Here is a 20,436-nt window from a genome sequence, read left to right on the forward strand (position 1 = left end):
ACTACCTCCAGCTCTCTCCGTCCGGGAAGGCATCAGAACTCCAGTCCTCCCTCTCGCGCTCCCTCCGCCAGGGCCTTGACCCTCCCGTGATAGAGGTTGCCGCCCCGGTCGAACACAACCTTCACGATACCCTTCTCGCGGGCCCTGGCCGCCAGCAGCCGCCCTACCTCCATGGCCACCTCGGTCTTCTTCTTCCCCTCCAGGTCCAAGCCTTTCTCCATGGAGGAGGCGCTGGCCAGGGTATGCCCCACGGTGTCGTCGATGATCTGTGCGTAGATATGACGGTTGCTGCGGAAGACCGAGAGCCTCGGCCTCTCCGGCACGCCGTATATCTTCTTGCGCACCCGCCTGCGGCGGCGCTCCTTCTTCATCCTCTTTTCCTTGGCCTTGTCCATTCCTTATCGCTCCATTCCCGGAATCGAGGTACACGATCACCAATTCGGGAGGTCGCCCCGAGGGCCAACGCGCTTGCGGAGCTTCTCCCTCCTCATATCCTTCTCCTCGGCCCCGCTCATGCACGCTCTCCCCGCACAGTGCATCGCGGCCCGCAACTTACTTGAGGGCTTTGCCCGCCTTGCGGCGTATCTGCTCCCCGGCGTAGCGGATGCCTTTGCCCTTGTAGGGATCGGGCTTGCGCAGGGCGCGTATCTTGGCCGCTATCTCCCCCACCTTTTGCTTGTCCGCTCCCTTCACCCTTATCCTGGTGGGGGTCACCAGCTCGAACTCGACACCCTCGGGAGCCTTGACCAGGACGGGGTGGGAGAAACCCAGGGAGAGTTCGATGTCCGGTCCCTTGGCCACAGCGCGGTAACCCACTCCATGTATCTCCAGGTTCTTCTCGAACCCCTTGGTGACTCCCTCCACCATGTTGGCCAGAAGGCTCCGCGTCAGGCCGTGCAGCGACTTGTGGAACTTGGAGTCCGAAGGCCTCTTCACCCGGATGGTACCCTCTTCCATCTCGATGATCATGTCCGGGTGGAACTCCTGGGTGAGCTCTCCCTTGGGGCCTTTCACCGTCACCCGGTTACCCTCTATCCTCACCTCCGTCCCCTCCGGGACGGGTATGGGCATCCTGCCTATCCTGGACAACTGTTACCTCCAGCGTTCTTCCCGCTTCGCGTTCCCTTCCTCACCACACGTAGGCGATGACCTCGCCCCCAACGTTCTTCTCCCGAGCCTCCCGGTCCGTCAGGAGGCCCTTGGAGGTGGAGATGATGGCGATCCCCAGCCCTCCCAGGACCCTGGGCATCTGGGCCTTCTTGGCGTATACCCGCAGCCCGGGCTTGCTGATGCGCTTGATCCCGTTGATGAGGGACTCGCGGTTGGGTCCGTAGGCCAGCTTTATCCTCAAGATGTCGTAACTCTTCCCCTTGACCACCTCGAAGTCCGCGATGAAGCCCTCCCTCTTGAGTATCTGGGCTATGGACTGCTTCATGCCGGAGTTGGGCATCTCCACCCACTCGTGGCGGGCGGCGCTGGCGTTGCGTATGCGGGTCAGCATGTCCGCTATGGGATCGGTCATGGTCATCTCCCACGCCTCCTTACCAGCTCGACTTGGTGATCCCGGGGATCTCGCCCTCGTGCGCCAGCTCGCGCAGGCACACGCGGCAGAGCTCGAACTTGCGGAAATACCCCCGCGGCCGGCCGCAACGCTTGCACCGGTTGTAGGCCCGGGTGCGGAACTTGGGAGGTCTCTTCTGCTTGGCAATCAAGGACTTCTTCGCCATGCCGCCTCCTGCTCACTTGCCGCGGAAGGGCATGCCCAGCGCGTCCAGCAGGGCTCGCCCCTCCTCGTCGGTCTTGGCCGTGGTCACGATGGTTATGTCCATCCCTCTCACCCTGTCGATGTCGTCGTAGTCGATCTCCGGAAACACCAGCTGCTCGTCGAGTCCCATGGTGAAATTGCCCCTCCCGTCGAAGGACTTGGGGTTCAGCCCCCGGAAGTCCCTCACCCGCGGGATGGCCAGGGACATCAGGCGGTCCAGGAACTCGTACATGCGGTCGCCCCGTAGGGTGACCTTACAACCCACGGACATCCCGGCCCGCAGCTTGAAGCCGGCCACCGACTTCTTGGCCCGGTTAAGCTTGGGCTTCTGGCCGGTTATCAGGGCCAGGTCCTTCATGGCCCCGTCTATGGCCTTGGGGTCGTGGGCTCCCTCGCCCACCCCCATGTTGACCACTATCTTCTCCAGACGCGGGACTTCCATGTCGTTGCGGTACCCGAACCTCTGCTTGAGGGCCGGCACCACTTCCTTCAGATATTTCTCCTTCAGCCTCGGAGCCATGTTCCCTTCCTCGTTCCAGATCCCAGCGTTCAGTCGATGTCCGCGCCGCACTTGCGGCAGAAGCGCCGCTTGTTCCCCTCGGAGTCGAACCGGTAGGCGACGCGGATGGGGCGGTTGCAGGACCCGCACACCAGGGCCACGTTGGACACGTGGATGGGTGCCTCCTTGGTCACGATCCCCCCCTGGGGGTTCTCCTGGCTGGGCCGCGCGTGCCTCTTCACCAGGTTCACGCCCTCCACGACCACCCGCCTCTCGCGGGGAAAGCTGCGCAAGACCTTGCCCTGCTTCCCCCGGTCCTTCCCGGAGATGACCTGCACCCGGTCGCCTTTCCTTATCTTAAGTCCTGCCATTTTCTTCCACTCCTCGCCGTCCCCGGTTCAAAGGACCTCGGGTGCCAGGGAGACGATCTTCATGAACTTCTTCTCCCTCAACTCCCTGGCCACCGGGCCGAAGATGCGCGTGCCACGCGGGTCCTTGGCCTCGTTGATCAGCACCACGGCGTTCTCGTCGAACTTGATGTAGGAGCCGTCCTTGCGCCTCCTCTCCTTCTTGGTGCGCACCACCACCGCCTTCACCACGTCGCCCTTCTTCACCGAGCCGCCGGGGATGGCCGATTTGACCGTGCCCACCACTATGTCCCCCACCCCGGCGTAACGCCTCCCCGAGCCTCCCAGCACTTTGATCACCAGGAGTTCCCGGGCGCCCGTGTTGTCGGCTATCCTCACTCGCGATTCCGCCTGTATCATCTTCTACCTCCGAACCGCGGACCGCCTGCGCCTACTCCGCGCGCTCCACGATCTCCAGAAGCCTCCAGCGCTTGGTGCGGGAGAGCGGCCTGGTCTCCATGATCCTCACCACATCCCCCACCCGGCACTCGTTCTTCTCGTCGTGCGCCTTGTATTTCTTGCTGCGGGTCACGATCTTGCCGTACAGCGGGTGGGGCATGCGCGTCTCCACCTTGACCACGATGGTCTTGTCCATCTTGTCCGAGACCACCGTTCCCATGCGCACCTTACGCCGCGTCGTCCGTTCCGCCATCCTCCGGTTCCCTTCCTTTCCCCGGTTTAACCTTTTTCACCGCTCAACTCGTACTCACGGATGACCGTGCAGATGCGCGCGATGTCCTTCTTGGTCTCCTTGATGCGCGCCGTGTTGTCCAGCTGTCCGGTGGCCGCCTGAAAACGCAGGTTGAAGAGCTCCTCCTTGGCCTCCCGCAGCTTCTGCAGAAGCTCCTCGTACGAATACTGGCGAAGCTCCCTGGCCTTTACCATGCTCACTCACCACCCATGCTGACGCGCTTCACGAAACGGCATTTCATGGGCATCTTATGGGCCGCCCGGCGCATGGCCTCCTGGGCCACGTGCTCGGGCACCCCGGAGAGTTCGAACATCACCCGTCCCGGCTTGACCACCGCCACCCAGTGGTCCGGGTTCCCCTTTCCGCTTCCCATACGCGTCTCGGCGGGTTTCTTGGACACCGGTTTATCGGGAAAGATGTTGATCCACACCTTCCCGCTCCTCTTGACGTGACGGGTGATGGCCACCCTGGCCGCTTCGATCTGACGCGCCGTGACCCAGGCCGGTTCCAAGGCCTGGAGCCCGTAGTCCCCGAAATGGACCTCGGTGCCTCCCTTGGAGCGGCCCTTGAGCCTCCCGCGCTGCACCTTGCGGTGCCTGATCTTACGAGGCATCAGCATCAGCCTCAACCTCCTGATACTCGTATTCCTCGTCCTCCTCCGGATCCGCCACGGGTTCCGGAACCATCTCCTCCTCGGGCTCCGCCTCCACGAGGGTTCCCGCGGCCGCGCTCAGGGGCCGCTTCTCCTCCACGGCCCTCTCGCGGGACTTCCTGTCCGGCTCGCCTATGAGCCCCTTGTAGATCCAAACCTTCACCCCGATGACACCGAAGGTGGTGCGGGCCACGCAGAACCCGTAATCGATGTCCGCGCGCAGGGTCTGCAGGGGCACCCTTCCTTCCCGGTACCACTCGGTGCGGGCCATCTCCGCGCCTCCCAGCCTCCCGGCGCAGGAGATCTTTATCCCCTTGGCGCCGGCACGCATGGCGTTCTGCACCGCCCTCTTCATGGCCCTCCGGAAGGACACCCTCCCCTCCAGCTGCTCGGCCACGTTCTGGGCCACCAGGAAGGCGTCCAGCTCGGGCGTGTCGATCTCCTGGATGTTCACCTGAACATCTTTACCGGTCATCTCGGAGAGGTCCCGCTTGATGCGGTCCACCTCAGCGCCCCGGCGGCCGATGACGATTCCCGGACGGGCGGTGAAGATGTCCACCTTGACCCGCTTGGAGGTGCGCTCGATCTCCACCCTGGATATGGCCGCCCTCTTCATGTATTCCCGGATGTAACGCCTGATAGCCAGGTCCTCCTGGAGCAGGTCGGCGTAATCCCGGGTGGCGAACCAGCGGGATTTCCAGTCGTAGATGACCCCTAGACGGAAACCGTACGGATGAACCTTCTGACCCACGCCTCCTTCATCCTTTCCTTCGCCTTCCGGGGCGGCCGCGGCCGCCGCGTCGCCTGGAGCTTTCCTCGCGTCCCTCCCTCTCGCCCAGGACCACGGTTATGTGGCTGGTGCGCTTGCGGATGCGGGTGGCCCTGCCCAAGGCTCTCGGCCTCCATCTCTTCAGGGTGGGGCCCTCGTCCACGTAGCAGTTGACCACCACCAGGTCTTCGGCCCGCAAGCCGTTGTTGTTCTCCGCGTTGGCCACCGCGGACTCCAATACCTTCCCCACCAGGCGCGCCGCGGCCTTGGGGGAGAAGCGGATTATGTATCGCGCCTCCTCCAGGTCCTTTCCCCGGATCTGGTCCGCCACCTGGCGCGCCTTGTAGGGTGATACCCTCACGTAGCGGGCAACCGCCCGAACCGTCACGCCGCCTTCCTGAACCTCGGCCATCTTCCGTCTCCTGCCTTCCCTTCGGCCATCACTTCAACCGGGTGGGCCTCTCGTGGGCGTGCCCGTGCTTGGTGCGGCGCCGGGTGGGAGCGAACTCCCCCAGCTTGTGCCCCACCATGTTCTCGGTTATGTACACCGGAACGTGCCTCTTCCCATCGTAGACGGCTATGGTGTGCCCCACCATCTCCGGGAAGATGGTCGATCTGCGGGACCAGGTCTTTATGACCCTCTTCTCGTTGCGCCGGTTGAGCTCCTCGATCTTGAAATAGAGCTTCTCGTCCACGTAGGGGCCCTTCTTCAAAGACCTGCCCAAGGTTACCTTACCTCCCTATATCTCAGCTCTTGCGCCTGCGCACGATGTACTTGTTGGAGGGCTTGTTCTTCTTACGCGTCCGGTACCCCAGAGTGGGCTTGCCCCAGGGAGTGACCGGATGCCGTCCCGCAGAGGACTTGCCCTCCCCTCCACCGTGGGGATGGTCCACGGGGTTCATCACCGTACCGCGTACCGTGGGACGGCGGCCCTTCCAGCGGCCCCGTCCCGCCTTGCCCTCGCTCTGCAGCTCGTGCTCCACGTTGCCCAGCTGACCCACCGTGGCTCGGCACTTGAGGCTCACCAGCCGCACTTCGCTGGAGGGCAGCCTTATGTGGGCGAACTCGCCCTCCTTGGCCATGAGCTGGGCGGCACCTCCCGCGGCACGCACCATCTTCCCCCCCGCCCCCGGCTTGAGCTCGATGTTGTGGATGGTGGTACCCACGGGTATGGCCGAGAGGGGCAGGGCGTTCCCCGGTTTGATGTCCGCGTCCGGGCCGCTCATCACCCGGTCCCCGACCTTGAGGTTGAGGGGAGCCAGGATGTAGCGTTTCTCGCCGTCCTCATAATGCAGGAGGGCGATGCGTGCCGTGCGGTTGGGGTCGTACTCTATGGCCACCACCTTGGCCGGGATTCCGTCCTTGTCCCGCTTGAAATCGATTATGCGGTAGCGCCTCTTCACCCGTCCGCCCTTGTGGCGCGTGGTTATGCGGCCCCGGTTGTTGCGGCCCGCCTTGTAGTTCATGGGGGCCAGGAGGCTCTTCTCCGGCTCCTTCTTGGTTATCTCCTGGAAGTCGGAGAGCGTGGTGAACCTCCTTCCCGGAGAGGTCGGCTTATATCTCTTGATACCCATTTCCTACCATCCTCTTAAGACTTAACCCAGCGGTCCCTCGAAGAACTCGATGCTGTAACCCGGGGCCAAGGTGACCACGGCCTTCTTGCGCGCCGCCGTGCGCCCCGAGGTCCATCCCCTGCGGCGCGGCTTGGGAGGGACCTTGATGGTGTTCACCCCGGTGACCTTGACGTTGAATATCTGCTCCACCGCCTGGCGGATCTCCGTCTTCCGCGCCTTGGGGTGCACCTCGAAGGTGTACTTGTTCTGATCCAGCAGGTTGTAGCTCTTCTCCGAGATCACCGGCCGGATGATGACGTCACGCGGATCCTTCATCCTGCACCCCCTCCTGCAGCTTGTCCAGCGAGCTTCGGGTGAAGATGACCCGGTCGTTGGCCAGCACGTCGTAGGTGTTCAGGTCCTCCACCCGGATGACCTCCACGAAGGGGAGGTTGCGCATGGATTTCACCACGTTCTCGTCGTCCTCCGGGAGGACCAGGAGCACGTCGTCCTCCACGCCTAGGGCCCGGAATATCCCCGCCGCCAGTTTGGTCTTGGGCTCGGAGAAGGTGAAGTCCTCGAGTATCATCACCCGGTCCTCGCTGGCCCGCACGCTCAGGGCCGACCGCAGGGCCAGTCGGCGTACCTTGCGGTTGACCTTGAAGCTGTAATCCCTGGGCTGCGGGCCGTGCACCGTGCCTCCTCCCCTCCAGAGGGGCGAACGGATGGAGCCCGCACGGGCCCTTCCCGTCCCCTTCTGGCGCCAGGGCTTGCGGCCGCCCCCGCTCACCGCGCTGCGGTTCTTGGTGGAAGCGGTGCCCCGCCGGGCGGCGGCCAGCTGGCGGCGGACCACAAGGTGCATGACGGGGATGTTTATCTCGCAGCCGAAGTAGTAGTCCTTCAGCTGTACCTCTCCTGTCTTATTCCCCTCCAGGTCGTAGACCGGAACCGACTTCATGACCTGCTCCATCCTCGTCCTTTCAGGTCAGCACGTGGGCTTTCCTGCTCCGCTTGCGACGTCCCTTGACCGACTCTCGGATGATCAGGAGCCCTCCCTTGGGGCCCGGCACGCTGCCTTTCAAAAGCAGGAGGTTGCGCTCCGGCTTCACGTCCACTACCTCCAGGTTGAGGGCAGTCACCCTCTCGCCCCCCATGCGGCCGGGCATGCGCGATCCACGGAACACCCGGGAGGGCGTGGCACAGGCGCCGATGGAACCCGGAGCGCGGTGGAAATGGGCTCCATGGGAACCTGGCCCTCCACCGAAGCCATGCCGCTTCACCACCCCGGCAAAGCCCTTGCCTTTGGACTTGCCGGTGACGTCCACCCTCTCCCCTTTGGCGAATGACTCCACGGTGACCTTCTGGCCCACCTGGTAAGCGGAGGTGTCGTCCACACGGATCTCCGCCAGGTGCCGGTGGGGTTCAAGGCCCTTGCTCTCGAAGTGGCCGCGCAGCGGCTTGTTCAGCTTCCTCTCGGACACCGCACCGAAGCCCAGCTGCACCGCGTTGTAGCCCTCCTTCTCCACCGTCTTCACCTGGGTGACCGTGCACGGGCCGGCCTCCACGACGGTGACCGGGACGACCCTGCCGTCCTCGGTGAAGATCTGCGTCATGGCTATCTTTCGTCCGATGATTCCCTTCAATTCTCCCACCTCTCCACGGCGCGAAGGCGGCTCCCGCTCCCTCCGGCACCGACCGCTCCGAGGCTCACAGCTTGATCTCGATATCCACTCCCGCCGGCAGGTCCATGCGCATCAGCGAATCCACCGTCTTTGGAGTGGGGTCCAGTATATCTATGAGCCTCTTGTGGACCCGCATCTCGAAGTGTTCCCGCGAATCCTTGTTCACGTGCGGCGAGCGGATGACGCAGTACACGTGCTTCTCGGTGGGCAGGGGAACCGGCCCCGAGATGGAAGCGCCCGTCCGCTTCGCCGTCTCCACGATCTGCTTCGCGGAGCGGTCGATTATCTCATGGTCGTACGCCTTGAGCCTTATCCTTATCTTCTGTCTTGGCTTGGCCATAACTTTAAACCTCGTGGTCCTCCGCTCAGCGGATGATCTCCACCACCCTTCCGGCCCCCACCGTGCGGCCGCCCTCGCGGATGGCGAAGCGCAGGCCCTCCTCCATGGCGATGGGGGAGATGAGCTCCACGTTCATCTCCGTGTTGTCCCCGGGCATGACCATCTCCACCCCCTCGGGGAGGGTGATGGTCCCGGTGACGTCGGTGGTGCGGAAGTAGAACTGGGGGCGGTAGCCGGAGAAGAAGGGGGTGTGCCTGCCGCCCTCCTCCTTGGAGAGGACGTAGACCTGGGCCCGGAAGGCCACGTGGGGGGTGATGGAGCCGGGGGCGGCCACCACCTGGCCGCGCTCCACGTCCTTTCTGCCGATGCCCCGCAGGAGCAGGCCCACGTTGTCCCCCGCCTGGCCCTCGTCGAGGATCTTCCGGAACATCTCCACCCCGGTGACCACCGTCTTCTGGGTGGGGCGGATGCCCACGATCTCCACCTCTTCCCCGGTCCGGATCCTCCCCCGCTCGATCCTCCCGGTGACCACCGTGCCCCTCCCGGTGATGGAGAAGACGTCCTCGATGGCCAAAAGGAAGGGCTTGTCCACGTCCCGCTGCGGGGTGGGGATGTAGTCGTCCACGGCGTCCAGGAGCTCCATGACCGAGGAGCAGTTGGGGCAGTCGCGGTTGCCGCAGCCGCACTCCATGGCCTTGAGGGCCGAGCCGGCCACCACGGGGACCTCGTCCCCGGGGAACTCGTACTCGTTCAAAAGCTCCCGCACCTCCATCTCCACGAGCTCCAAAAGCTCGGGGTCGTCCACCATGTCCGCCTTGTTCAGGTAGACCACCATGGCCGGGACCCCCACCTGGCGGGCGAGGAGGATGTGCTCCCTCGTCTGGGGCATGGGGCCGTCGGCGGCGGAGACGACGAGGATGGCCCCGTCCATCTGGGCGGCGCCGGTGATCATGTTCTTGATGTAGTCGGCGTGCCCGGGGCAGTCCACGTGGGCGTAGTGGCGCTTCTCCGTCTGGTACTCCACGTGGGCGATGGCTATGGTGATGCCCCGCTCCTTCTCCTCGGGGGCGTTGTCTATGGAATCGAAGGACCTCTCCTCCACGTCCAGCCCCTGGTTGTGCAGGCACCGGGTGATGGCCGAGGTCAGGGTGGTCTTCCCGTGGTCCACGTGCCCGATGGTGCCCACGTTGACGTGCGGCTTGGTCCGCTCGAACTTCTTCTTGGCCATTTTGACCCTCCTCCTGAATCACTCAGCGGTGTCTCTTTCTGGACACAACTCCCCTATTTTAGTCATCCCGCATGGCCCGCACAAGACTGATTTTCGGGGCCCGCGGAAAATATTCCAATACTTTCCATCTTCTGTCCATCTCTCTCAGCGCCTCATTCGCCCCTGATACGCCTGATTATCTCCGCGGCCAGGTTGTGGGGGACCTCCCCGTAATGGGAGAACTGCATGTGGTGGGTGGCCCTGCCCTGGCTCAGGGAACGCAGGTCGGTGGCGTAACCGAAGGTCTCCGCCAGCGGCACGTAGGCCACGATGTTCTGGTGCCTGCCCCGCGTTTCCATCCCCTCCACCTTGCCGCGGCGGGCGTTGATGTCGGCGATGACGTCCCCCAGGTACTCCTCCCCCACGTTGATGTGCACCTTCATTATGGGCTCCAGGAGTATGGGTTCCGCCCTGCGCAGGGCTTCCTGGAAGGCCGCGGCCCCCGCCGCCTTGAAGGCCAGGTCCGAGGAATCGACCTCGTGGTAGGAGCCCCCGCGCAGGGTGACCTTGACGTCCACCACCGGGAAACCGGCCAGGACGCCGAACTCCAGGGCTCCCCGTATGCCCTCCTCCACGGAGGGGATGAACTCCTTGGGGACGGCGTTGCCGGTGACCTTGTTCTCGAAGAGGAAGCCCTCCCCGCGGGGGAGGGGCTCCAAGTCGATGATCACGTGCCCGTACTGGCCGCGGCCTCCCGTCTGGCGGATGAACTTTCCCTCCACCCCCCGGGCTTGCCCGGCCACCGTCTCCCGGTAGGAGACCTGCGGCCTCCCCACGTTGGCCCCCACGCCGAACTCGCGCAACAGGCGGTCCACGATGATCTCCAGGTGCAGCTCCCCCATGCCGGAGATGATGGTCTGCCCGGTCTCGGGATCCAGTTTCACCCGGAATGTGGGGTCCTCCTCGGATATCCTCTCCAGCGCCTCACTCAGGCGGTCCTGGTCGGCCTTGGTCTTGGGCTCTATGGCCACCGAGATGACCGGCTCGGGAAACACCATGGCCTCCAGGAGAATGGGGCGGTGGGCGGAACAGAGTGTGTCCCCGGTATAGGTCTCCTTGAGCCCTACGGCGGCCACTATATCTCCCGTGTGAATGGACTCGCGCTCCTCGCGGTGATTGGCGTGCATCTGGAGGAGGCGCCCGATACGCTCCTTCTTGCGGCGCGTGCTGTTGAACACCGTGGCCCCCACCCGGAGGGTGCCCGAATAGACGCGTATGTAGACCAGCTTCCCCACATAGGGGTCGGACATGACCTTGAAGGCCAGGGCGGAGAAGGGCTCCTCGTCGGAAGGCCGGCGGACCTCCTTCTTCTCCTTTCCCACCTGTACCCCCTCCACGGGGGGCACGTCCAGGGGAGAGGGAAGGTAATCCACCACCCCGTCGAGGAGCGGCTGCACCCCCTTGTTGCGGAAGGAGGCCCCGCAGAAGACGGGGACCAGCTCGCACTTGAGGACCCCCTTGCGCACGGCCCGCCTGATGTCCTCCTCGCCCACCAGGTCCTCGCTCTCCAGGTATTTCTCCAGCATCTCGTCGTCGTAGGGAGCGCAGGCCTCGAGGAGGGCATGGCGGTAGAGCAAAGCGGTTTCCAGGAGTTCTTCCGGGATGTCCACGTACTCGTACTTTGTCCCCAGCTCGTCCTTCCAGACGACGGCCTTCATGCGGATGAGGTCCACGCAGCCGGCGAACTCGCTCTCCCGGCCCAGGGGCACCTGAACGGCCACCGGGCGTAGGTCGAACTTCTCCTCCAGCATCTCCAGGCAGGCGAAGAAGTCCGCCCCCGGTCGGTCCATCTTGTTCACATAGCAGATGCGCGGCACGCGGTAATGGTCCGCCTGCCTCCATACGGTCTCCGTCTGGGGCTCCACCCCGGCCACTCCGTCCAGGATGGCTATGGCGCCGTCCAGGACGCGAAGGGAGCGTTCTACCTCCACTGTGAAGTCCACGTGGCCGGGCGTATCTATGATGTTGATCTTGTGCTCCCGCCAGAAACAGGTCGTGGCGGCGCTGGTGATGGTTATCCCTCTCTCCTGCTCCTGGACCATCCAGTCCATCACCGTGGAGCCCTCGTGCACCTCCCCCATCTTGTAGGTCTTGCCGGTGTAGAAGAGTATCCTCTCCGTGGTCGTGGTCTTCCCGGCGTCGATGTGGGAGATGATCCCTATATTGCGGACCCTTTCCAGGGGGAAGGCCTCGTCCGCCCGCGATGTCCTCTCCACCTTTCCCGTGGTCGTTACCTTCATCCTCACCACCGGTAATGGGCGAAGGCCTTGTTGGCCTCGGCCATCTTGTGCAGGTCCTCCTTGCGCTTTATGGAGGCGCCCACGTGGTTGGCGGCATCCATGAGCTCGCCCGCCAGCCGCTCCATCATGGTCTTCTCCCTGCGCTGCCGCGCGTAGTTGACTATCCAGCGGATGGCCAGGCTGGTGGCCCGCCGGGGGCGGACCTCCACCGGCACCTGGTAGGAAGCGCCTCCCACCCTCCGCGAGCGCACCTCCAGGACGGGCCGCACGTTGTCCGTGGCCTTGCGCAGCACGGTCAGGGGGTCGTTCCCCGTCCTCTCGCGGATGATGTCCAAGGCGCCGTAGACTATCTTCTCCGCCTTGCTCTTCTTCCCGTCCATCATGACCTTGTTTATGTACTGGGCGACCAGTACGCTGTTGTACCTGGTGTCGGGAGCTATCTCCCTCTTCGGTGCCGGTCCCTTCCTGGGCATGCTTCCTCCTCCGGTTACACCTTCACACCGCGGCGCATCACAGGCCGGCCCTCTTCTTGGTCCCATAACGGGAGCGGGCCTGCTTGCGGTCGGTGACCCCGGCGGCGTCCAGGGCGCCGCGGATGATCTTGTAACGCACTCCCGGGAGGTCCTTCACCCGGCCTCCCCTCACCAGGACTATGGAGTGTTCCTGGAGGTTGTGCCCTATCCCCGGGATATAGGCGGTGACCTCTATCCCGTTGGTCAGCCTCACCCTAGCGATCTTGCGCAGGGCGGAATTGGGCTTCTTGGGAGTCGTGGTCTTCACCTGCGTGCAGACCCCCCTGCGCTGCGGGCATCCCTGCAGGGCGGGGGTCTTGGTCTTCTTCCGCTTCTCCTGGCGTCCCTTGCGTACCAGCTGGTTTATGGTGGGCAAAGCTACCTCCTCCAGGAATAATATTCCAAATAGAGACTACTTTCTCTTAAAACGCGCCAAGGCGCAAGTTTATCACCACCGTTTCCGGCATGTCAACGCGGAATGGGCTTGAATCCCGTTCCCCGCGCGGTTCAGAGCTCCTCCTCCTCGCCCGCGGCCGCAGGTTCCTCCTCCGCACCGTCGCCTTCCTCCACGCTCCCGGCGCTCCTCGCCCAGTCAGGCAGTTCCACGCCACCCTCTCCAACGGCGGCGGTACGCTCGGCCTCCTGACCCGAGGTCAGCGACTCGACCTCCTCCAGTAGGCTTATGCCCATGTGCTTGGGCTTTACCTTGATGTTCCGGTAACGGGCCATGCCCGTGCCCGCGGGGATGAGCTTTCCGATGATCACGTTCTCCTTGAGCCCCAGGAGCGGGTCCACCTTTCCGGAGATGGCCGCGTCGGTGAGCACCCGCGTGGTCTCCTGGAAGGAGGCCGCGGAGAGGAAGGATTCCGTGGCCAGGGAGGCCTTGGTGATGCCCAGGAGCATCTGGCGCGCCGTGGCTGGCTCCCCTCCCTGGGCCATGACCGCCTGGTTCACCTCTTCGAAGTACTTGCGGTCCACCTTGTCCCCGGGCAAAAGGTCGGTGTCCCCGGGGTCCAGGACCTCCACCTTCTTCATCATCTGGCGCACGATGAGCTCGATATGCTTGTCGTGGATGTCCACGCCCTGGCTCTTGTAGACCTCCTGGACCTCGTGGACCAGGTAGAGCTGCGCCGCCTGGGTGCCGAGGACCCGGAGTATGTCGTGGGGGTTGATGGAGCCCTCGGTGAGCTGGTCCCCGGCGGCCACCTCCTGCCCGTTGCGCACGCGCAGGCGGGCCCGGCGTGACACCTGGTAGACGCGCTCCTTGCCGTCCGCGCCGGTGATGGTTATCTTGCGCGACCGCTCCGAGTCCTCGATGGTCACCTTTCCGGAGATCTCGGCGATGACCGCCTGACCCTTGGGCTTACGGGCCTCGAAGAGCTCCACCACGCGGGGGAGGCCGTGAGTGATGTCCTCACCGGCCACGCCCCCGGTATGGAAGGTCCGCATGGTCAGCTGGGTGCCCGGCTCCCCGATGGACTGGGCGGCGATGATGCCCACCGCCTCCCCGATCTCCACCAGCCTCCCGGTGGCCAGCATTGTCCCGTAGCAGAGGCAGCACACACCGTGACGGGACTCGCAGGTCATCACGGAGCGGACCATGACCTCCTCGATGCCCGCCTTGGCGAGCTTCTCCACCATGGCCATGTCGATCTCGTCGCCCGGCTCCAGGAGTACCTCTCCGGTCTTGGGATGGGTCACGCGCTCCAGGGCCACCCGCGCCGCCAGGGAGGGATTGAGCTCTCCCTGCGAGGTGTACACCTTCACCGGGATCCCCTTGTCCGTCCTGCAGTCGTATTCTCTGACGATGACCTCCTGGGAGACGTCCACCAGTCGGCGGGTGAGGTACCCGGAGTCCGCGGTGCGCAGGGCGGTGTCCGCCAGTCCCTTGCGGGCTCCGTGGGTGGAGATGAAGTACTCCAGGACGGTGAGCCCTTCCCGGAAGTTGGACTTGATGGGCCGGTCGATGATCTCCCCCTTGGGGTTGGCCACCAGGCCCCGCATGCCGGCCAGCTGTCGGATCTGCTTGATGTTCCCTCGCGCCCCGGAGGTGGCCATCATGTAGATGGGGTTGAAGATATCGAAGGCCTTCTCCATGGCTTCGGTGACCCGGTCTGTGGCCTCCGTCCACAGCTCCACCACCTTCTGGTGGCGCTCCTCGTCGGTTATCAGGCCCCGCTTGTAGTTCTCCTCGATGCGCTCCACCTCCGCCTCCGGCTCCTCCAGGATCTTGTCCTTGTCCGGGGGCACGGTGATGTCGGAGATGCCGATGGTGATCCCCGCCCGGGTGGCGTAGTGGAAACCGATGCGCTTGATGTTGTCCAGTATCTCCGCCGTCTGCACGGTGTCGTAGCGCTCGGCCACCTCGGTGACGATGCGCTGCAGCACCGCCTTGTTCACCTCTTCGTTTACGAAGGGGTAATCGTCCGGGAAGGCGGTGTTGAAGATTACCCGGCCCACGGAGGTGTCATAGACCTTGGCCGGGCGCCCCTTCTTTCGGATACGTACTTTCACCGGGGCGTGCAGGGCCACTTCCTTGAACTCGTAGGCCATGATGGCCTCCTCGGGGGAGGCGAAGGCCTTGCCCTCCCCTTTCTCCCCCTCCTTGATGACCGTGAGGTAAGAGGACCCCAGCACCATGTCCTGGGTGGGGGTGGTGATGGGCCTCCCGTGGGCGGGAGAGAGGATGTTGTGGGCGGAGAGCATGAGGATGCGCGACTCCGCCTGCGCCTCCGCGGAGAGGGGCAAATGCACCGCCATCTGGTCACCGTCGAAGTCGGCGTTGAAGGCCGTGCACACCAGGGGATGGATCTGGATGGCCTTCCCCTCCACGAGAACGGGCTCGAAGGCCTGGATGCCCAAGCGGTGCAGGGTGGGAGCCCGGTTGAGGAGTACGGGGTGCTCCCGGATGACCTCGTCCAGCACGTCCCAGACCTCCGGCCTCTGCCTCTCCACCATCCGCTTGGCGCTCTTTATGTTTTGGGCATAGTCCTTGTCCACCAGGAGCTTCATGACGAAGGGCTTGAAGAGCTCCAGGGCCATCTGCTTGGGCAGGCCGCACTGGTGCAACTTGAGCTTTGGGCCCACCACGATGACCGAGCGGCCGGAGTAGTCCACCCTCTTGCCCAGCAGGTTCTGGCGGAAGCGCCCCTGCTTTCCCTTGAGCATGTCGGAGAGGGACTTCAACGGCCGGTTGCCCGGTCCGGTCACCGCCCGGCCGCGCCTGCCGTTGTCGAAGAGGGCGTCCACTGCCTCCTGCAGCATGCGCTTCTCGTTGTTGACGATGATCTCCGGGGCGCCCAGGTCCAGGAGTCTCTTCAGACGGTTGTTGCGGTTTATGACCCTACGGTAGAGGTCGTTGAGGTCGGAGGTGGCGAAGCGACCGCCGTCCAGCTGCACCATGGGGCGCAGGTCGGGCGGTATCACCGGTATGCAGGTGAGGATCATGGCTGTGGGGTCGTTGTCCGTGTTCAGGAAGGCGGAGACCACCTTCAGCCGCTTGGTGGCCCGCTGCCTTTTCTGTCCCTTGGAGTTGCGGATTATCTCCCGCAACTCGGCGGCCTCCTTCTCCAAATCCACATTGGCCAGCATCTCCTGCACGGCCTCCGCGCCCATGCCGCCGCGGAAATAGTCCCCGTAGCGCTCCCGCATCTCCCGGAAGAGCACCTCGTCGGAGATGAGCTGCTTGTACTCCAGCGCCTTGAACTCCTCGAAGACCCTGCGCAGCTCCTCGATCCTGCGGCGCGCCTTCTCCTCCAGGGACTTGATCTCCTTCTCCAGCTGCTGGGGCTTGAGCTTGGGGACGGGTTCCTCGCCCTCTTCCACGGGCTTCTCCTCCCCCTCCGCCGCGGCCCGCAGCTCCTCGATCCTCCTACGCGTTGTCTCCTCGATCTCCGCGATCTCCTCGTTGAGCTCCTCCTCGAGGAGAGGGAGGTCACGCTGTCGCTTCTCCTCGTCCACGAAGGTGATCACATAGGAGGCGAAATAGAGTATCTTCTCCAGGTCCTTGGGGGTTATGTCCAGGAGGTATCCCATGCGGGAAGGCACACCCTTGAAGTACCAGATGTGGGCGACGGGTGCGGCCAGCTCGATGTGGCCCATACGCTCCCGCCTCACGCGGGCGCGGGTCACCTCCACCCCGCACCGCTCGCAGATGATGCCCTTGAAGCGCACCCGCTTGTACTTGCCGCAGTAGCACTCCCAGTCCCGGGTGGGGCCGAAGATCTTCTCGCAGAACAGCCCGTCCTTCTCCGGCTTGAGAGTGCGGTAATTGATGGTCTCCGGCTTCTTCACCTCGCCGTGTGACCAGGACCTTATCTGATCCGCGGTCGCCAGACCGATCTTCAACTTGTCGAAGTCATTGACGTCCAACAAGGGAAATCTACCTCCTTACCATGTCTCCGACATAACCCGCCGAATCCCCGAGCGGCCGCTTCCACTCAGAGCTCCTCCGGCCGCTCTTCCAGGGACTCCTCCTCGCTGCGCGTGGAGAGGAGGGCCGCCGAGGCGGTGCGCAGGTCGATGCCCAGGTCCTCCGCCGTGCGCAGCAGGTCCTCGTCGGTCTCTTTTATCTCTATCTCCTCTCCCGTCTCGGAGAGGACCTCAACGTTGAGGCACAGGGCCTGCATCTCCTTGACCAGCACCTTGAAGGACTCCGGAATCCCCGGCTCGGGGATGTTGTCCCCTTTGACGATGGCCTCGTAGACCTTGACCCGGCCCATGACGTCGTCCGACTTCACGGTGAGCAGTTCCTGCAGGGTGTAGGCGGCGCCGTAAGCCTCCAGCGCCCACACCTCCATCTCCCCGAACCTCTGGCCCCCGAACTGTGCCTTCCCGCCCAGGGGCTGCTGGGTGACCAGGGAATAGGGTCCCGTGGAACGGGCGTGGATCTTGTCGTCCACCAGGTGCAGGAGCTTCATCATGTAGATGTATCCCACGGTGATGGGCTGGTCGAAGGGCTCCCCGCTGATGCCGTCGTAGAGGATGGTCTTCCCGTCCTCGGGCAGCCCGGCCTCGCGCAAGGCCTCCTCTATCTCGTACTCCTTGGCCCCGTCGAACACCGGGGTGGCCACGTAAACCGGGCCCTCCGCCTTGTTCTTTCCCTTCTTGGGCCAGCCCTCGTGGGCCGCCCAGCCCAGGTGGGTCTCCAGGATCTGTCCTATGTTCATGCGCGAGGGGACGCCCAGCGGGTTGAGGACGATGTCCACCGGCGTCCCGTCGGCCAGGAAGGGCATGTCCTCGATGGGCAGTATCTTGGAGATGACCCCCTTGTTCCCGTGGCGGCCGGCCAGCTTGTCCCCGTCGGAGATCTTGCGCACCTGGGCCACGTAGACCCGCACCATCTCGTTCACCCCCGGGGGCAGCTCGTCCCCCGCGTCGCGGGAGAAGACCTTGACGTCGATGACCTTCCCGGACTCCCCGTGGGGGACCTTGAGGGAGGTATTGCGCACCTCGCGCGCCTTCTCCCCGAAGATGGCCCGCAGCAGCCTCTCCTCGGCGGTGAGTTCCGTCTCCCCCTTGGGGGTCACCTTGCCCACCAGTATGTCCCCGGGCCCCACCTCGGCCCCGATGCGGATGATGCCCCGCTCGTCGAGGTCCTTGAGCATGTCCTCGCTCACGTTGGGGATGTCCCGGGTGATCTCCTCCGGGCCCAGCTTGGTGTCCCGGGCGTCGATCTCGTGCTCCTCTATGTGGATGGAGGAGAGCACGTCGTCGTAGACCATGCGCTCGGAGACGATGATGGCGTCCTCGTAGTTGTAGCCCTCCCAGGGCATGAAGGCCACCAGGAGGTTCTTGCCCAGGGCCAGCTCCCCGTGGTCGGTGCAGGGCCCGTCGGCGATGACCTGCCCTTCCTCCACCAAGTCACCCTCGTCCACAATGGGTTTCTGGTTCACGCAGGTCCCCTGGTTGGAGCGGCGGAACTTGGCCACTTTATATACGTCCACCGTGCCGTCCTTGCGGGTTATCTCGATGCGGTTGGCGTCCACGTAGGTCACCTTGCCCGCCGCCCTGGCGCAGAGCACGTCCCCGGTGTCCTTGGCCGCGCGGTACTCCATGCCCGTCCCCACCAGCGGGGCTTCGGAGCGCAGGAGGGGCACCGCCTGGCGCTGCATGTTGGAGCCCATGAGGGCGCGGTTGGCGTCGTCGTGCTCCAGGAAGGGGATGAGCGCCGTGGCCACGGAGACTATCTGCCGTGGCGAGACGTCCATGAAGTCCACCTCCTCCGGGTGCACCGCCTTCACCGCCTCCTTGGTGCGGCAGAGAACGGTTGGCCCCACCAGGCGGCCCCGCTTGTCCATGGGAGCGTTGGCCTGGGCAATGACGTACTTCTCCTCCTCGTCGGCGGTGAGGTAGACGATCTCGTCGGTGACCCGGCCTTTTATCACCCGGCGATATGGCGTCTCGATGAAGCCGAACTCGTTGACCTGGGCGTAGGTGGCCAGGGAGCCGATGAGGCCGATGTTGGGACCCTCCGGGGTCTCGATGGGGCACATGCGCCCATAGTGCGAGGGGTGCACGTCGCGGACCTCGAAACCGGCCCGCTCCCGGGAAAGCCCTCCCGGCCCCAGGGCGGAAAGGCGCCGCTTGTGGGTCAGGCCGGCCAGGGGGTTGGTCTGGTCCATGAACTGAGAGAGCTGGCTGGAGCCGAAGAACTCCTTGATGGCCGCCACCACCGGGCGTATGTTTATCAGGTTCTGCGGGGTGATGGCCTCCGCCTCCTGCGTGGTCATGCGCTCCTTCACCACTCTCTCCATGCGGGAGAGTCCTATGCGCACCTGGTTCTGGATGAGCTCGCCGACGGAGCGAACGCGCCGGTTGCCGAAGTGATCGATGTCGTCCACCTCCTCGATCTCGCTGGGCATGATGCGCAGGAGGTAGCGGATGGTCTCCAGGATGTCCTCCGGGGTGAGAACGGTGACGTTCAGGGGGATCTCCAGCCCCAGCTTCTTGTTCAGTTTATAACGGCCCACCTTGGCCAGATCGTATTTCCTACGGTTGAAGAACAGGTTCTCGAGCAGGGTGAGGGCGGTATCCGCGGTGGGAGGCTCTCCAGGCCGCAGCTTGCGGTAGATGTCCATGAGGGCCTCCTCGCGGCTGGAGGTGTGGTCCCTCTCCAGGGTGGCCTCGATGATGGGCGAACCGTCGAAAAGGGACAGTATCTGGTCGTCGTCCTCGTAGCCCATGGCCCGCAGGAGCACGGTGGCTGGCTGCCGCCGCTTGCGGTCTATCCTGACCCCGATGACGTCACGCTTGTCGGTCTCGAACTCCAGCCAGGCCCCGCGGGAGGGGATAATCTTGGCATAGTAGAGCTCCTTGTCCGTTGTCCTGTCCAGTTCCTTGCTGAAATAGACCCCGGGGGACCTCACCAGCTGGGAGACCACCACCCTCTCCGTCCCGTTGATGATGAAGGTGCCTTTCTCGGTCATGAGGGGGAAGTCCCCCATGAACACCTCCTGCTCCTTGATCTCCCCGGTCTTGCGGTTGATGAAGCGAACGGTGACGAAGAGGGGGCAGGAATAGGTCATGTCCTTTTCCTTGCACTCCTCCACCTCGTACTTGGGGTCCTGCCACTTGTGCTCCCCGAACTCCACCGCCAGGTCCCCGGAATAATCCTCGATGGGCGAGATGTCCTCGAACACCTCGCGGAGCCCCTCTGTACGGAACCACTCGTAAGACTTCTTCTGGATGTCGATGAGGTTGGGGACGTCGAGGATTTCCGGGATCTTAGCGAAGCTTCTTCTCTGGCGTATTCCGTGGGTCACACTCACCGCTTCCCTCACTCCTTTTCCCTCGCGAAGCGAAAAAATCCCTTATATATACGCAAAAAATTATCATATGATTGAATAAGTTATTTTGTCAATATAAATGGGAAGAGGGCGACTTTTCCTCTGATCAAGGAGCTCCCGGCCTCCTCCGTCTCATGCCGAGTGAGCCCCCAATAACCGCGTTCGGCTGCGGGACCTTTCAAAATCATGCCCCCCGGTGAGCACGCCCCGTAAGAGCTCGACTCAGCTATGCATGGGCACATATTCTATGCATAGGCACATATTCTTATAA

General features: G+C 63.9%; 24 protein-coding genes. All 24 read right to left on the bottom strand.

Annotated features, from left to right (window positions below):
- Window positions 1–32: 32 nt before the first annotated feature.
- Window positions 33–395: a 50S ribosomal protein L18 gene (gene rplR / locus H7007_RS08230; RefSeq protein WP_287154622.1), complete on the bottom strand. Its 363-nt coding sequence runs from the start codon at window positions 393–395 to the stop codon at window positions 33–35.
- A 157-nt stretch (window positions 396–552) separates the two neighbouring features.
- Complete coding sequence (rplF, locus tag H7007_RS08235; RefSeq protein ID WP_287154624.1) at window positions 553–1,089, bottom strand: 50S ribosomal protein L6; 537 nt, start codon at window positions 1,087–1,089, stop codon at window positions 553–555.
- A 40-nt stretch (window positions 1,090–1,129) separates the two neighbouring features.
- On the bottom strand, window positions 1,130–1,528 hold the full coding sequence (rpsH, locus tag H7007_RS08240; RefSeq protein ID WP_287154625.1) for a 30S ribosomal protein S8: 399 nt from the start codon (window positions 1,526–1,528) through the stop codon (window positions 1,130–1,132).
- A gap of 13 nt (window positions 1,529–1,541) precedes the next feature.
- Complete coding sequence (locus tag H7007_RS08245; RefSeq protein WP_287154627.1) at window positions 1,542–1,727, bottom strand: type Z 30S ribosomal protein S14; 186 nt, start codon at window positions 1,725–1,727, stop codon at window positions 1,542–1,544.
- A 12-nt stretch (window positions 1,728–1,739) separates the two neighbouring features.
- Window positions 1,740–2,285 (bottom strand): 50S ribosomal protein L5, encoded by a 546-nt coding sequence (gene rplE / locus H7007_RS08250; RefSeq protein ID WP_287154629.1) that lies wholly within the window; start codon window positions 2,283–2,285, stop codon window positions 1,740–1,742.
- Between the two features lie 29 nt (window positions 2,286–2,314).
- Window positions 2,315–2,635 carry a 50S ribosomal protein L24 gene (rplX, locus tag H7007_RS08255; protein WP_287154631.1) on the bottom strand — a complete coding sequence of 107 codons (321 nt, stop codon included), beginning with the start codon at window positions 2,633–2,635 and terminating at the stop codon, window positions 2,315–2,317.
- Between the two features lie 27 nt (window positions 2,636–2,662).
- Window positions 2,663–3,031, bottom strand: coding sequence for a 50S ribosomal protein L14 (gene rplN / locus H7007_RS08260; RefSeq protein WP_287154633.1), 369 nt, complete (start codon window positions 3,029–3,031; stop codon window positions 2,663–2,665).
- A gap of 31 nt (window positions 3,032–3,062) precedes the next feature.
- Window positions 3,063–3,323, bottom strand: a complete 261-nt coding sequence (rpsQ, locus tag H7007_RS08265) for a 30S ribosomal protein S17 (RefSeq protein WP_287154634.1) — start codon at window positions 3,321–3,323, stop codon at window positions 3,063–3,065.
- Between the two features lie 26 nt (window positions 3,324–3,349).
- Window positions 3,350–3,556 (bottom strand): 50S ribosomal protein L29, encoded by a 207-nt coding sequence (rpmC, locus tag H7007_RS08270; RefSeq protein WP_303646154.1) that lies wholly within the window; start codon window positions 3,554–3,556, stop codon window positions 3,350–3,352.
- A 2-nt stretch (window positions 3,557–3,558) separates the two neighbouring features.
- Entirely contained in the window at window positions 3,559–3,981 is a 423-nt protein-coding gene (rplP, locus tag H7007_RS08275; RefSeq protein WP_287154637.1) for a 50S ribosomal protein L16, read from the bottom strand.
- Entirely contained in the window at window positions 3,965–4,765 is an 801-nt protein-coding gene (gene rpsC / locus H7007_RS08280) for a 30S ribosomal protein S3 (protein WP_287154638.1), read from the bottom strand. The genes rplP and rpsC overlap by 17 nt, the downstream gene beginning before the upstream one ends.
- A gap of 7 nt (window positions 4,766–4,772) precedes the next feature.
- Window positions 4,773–5,195: a 50S ribosomal protein L22 gene (gene rplV / locus H7007_RS08285; protein ID WP_303646155.1), complete on the bottom strand. Its 423-nt coding sequence runs from the start codon at window positions 5,193–5,195 to the stop codon at window positions 4,773–4,775.
- Between the two features lie 28 nt (window positions 5,196–5,223).
- Window positions 5,224–5,508, bottom strand: a complete 285-nt coding sequence (gene rpsS, locus H7007_RS08290) for a 30S ribosomal protein S19 (protein WP_287154640.1) — start codon at window positions 5,506–5,508, stop codon at window positions 5,224–5,226.
- 22 nt (window positions 5,509–5,530) lie between these two features.
- Complete coding sequence (gene rplB / locus H7007_RS08295; RefSeq protein ID WP_287154642.1) at window positions 5,531–6,358, bottom strand: 50S ribosomal protein L2; 828 nt, start codon at window positions 6,356–6,358, stop codon at window positions 5,531–5,533.
- Window positions 6,359–6,379: 21 nt separating this feature from the next.
- Window positions 6,380–6,673 carry a 50S ribosomal protein L23 gene (gene rplW, locus H7007_RS08300; RefSeq protein WP_287154644.1) on the bottom strand — a complete coding sequence of 98 codons (294 nt, stop codon included), beginning with the start codon at window positions 6,671–6,673 and terminating at the stop codon, window positions 6,380–6,382.
- A complete protein-coding gene (gene rplD / locus H7007_RS08305; RefSeq protein WP_287154646.1) occupies window positions 6,657–7,295 on the bottom strand; it encodes a 50S ribosomal protein L4 in 639 nt (212 codons plus the stop codon). The genes rplW and rplD overlap by 17 nt, the downstream gene beginning before the upstream one ends.
- A 22-nt stretch (window positions 7,296–7,317) precedes the next feature.
- Window positions 7,318–7,980 carry a 50S ribosomal protein L3 gene (gene rplC / locus H7007_RS08310; RefSeq protein ID WP_287154647.1) on the bottom strand — a complete coding sequence of 221 codons (663 nt, stop codon included), beginning with the start codon at window positions 7,978–7,980 and terminating at the stop codon, window positions 7,318–7,320.
- A gap of 64 nt (window positions 7,981–8,044) precedes the next feature.
- Window positions 8,045–8,359, bottom strand: coding sequence for a 30S ribosomal protein S10 (gene rpsJ, locus H7007_RS08315; RefSeq protein WP_287154648.1), 315 nt, complete (start codon window positions 8,357–8,359; stop codon window positions 8,045–8,047).
- Between the two features lie 25 nt (window positions 8,360–8,384).
- Window positions 8,385–9,587, bottom strand: a complete 1,203-nt coding sequence (tuf, locus tag H7007_RS08320) for an elongation factor Tu (RefSeq protein WP_287154650.1) — start codon at window positions 9,585–9,587, stop codon at window positions 8,385–8,387.
- Between the two features lie 152 nt (window positions 9,588–9,739).
- Window positions 9,740–11,866, bottom strand: coding sequence for an elongation factor G (gene fusA, locus H7007_RS08325; RefSeq protein ID WP_287154652.1), 2,127 nt, complete (start codon window positions 11,864–11,866; stop codon window positions 9,740–9,742).
- Window positions 11,867–11,868: 2 nt separating this feature from the next.
- Window positions 11,869–12,339, bottom strand: coding sequence for a 30S ribosomal protein S7 (rpsG, locus tag H7007_RS08330; RefSeq protein ID WP_287154654.1), 471 nt, complete (start codon window positions 12,337–12,339; stop codon window positions 11,869–11,871).
- A gap of 37 nt (window positions 12,340–12,376) precedes the next feature.
- The gene (gene rpsL, locus H7007_RS08335; protein ID WP_287154655.1) at window positions 12,377–12,754 is read right to left on the bottom strand and encodes a 30S ribosomal protein S12; all 378 of its coding nucleotides are present in this window, start codon (window positions 12,752–12,754) and stop codon (window positions 12,377–12,379) included.
- Window positions 12,755–12,885: 131 nt separating this feature from the next.
- The gene (locus H7007_RS08340; RefSeq protein ID WP_287154657.1) at window positions 12,886–16,752 is read right to left on the bottom strand and encodes a DNA-directed RNA polymerase subunit beta'; all 3,867 of its coding nucleotides are present in this window, start codon (window positions 16,750–16,752) and stop codon (window positions 12,886–12,888) included.
- A gap of 65 nt (window positions 16,753–16,817) precedes the next feature.
- Entirely contained in the window at window positions 16,818–20,159 is a 3,342-nt protein-coding gene (gene rpoB, locus H7007_RS08345; RefSeq protein WP_287154659.1) for a DNA-directed RNA polymerase subunit beta, read from the bottom strand.
- Window positions 20,160–20,436: the final 277 nt, after the last annotated feature.

The organism is Candidatus Solincola tengchongensis (genome assembly GCF_015711935.1).
Taxonomy (GTDB): Bacteria; Actinomycetota; Geothermincolia; order Geothermincolales; family RBG-13-55-18; genus Solincola_A; species Solincola_A tengchongensis.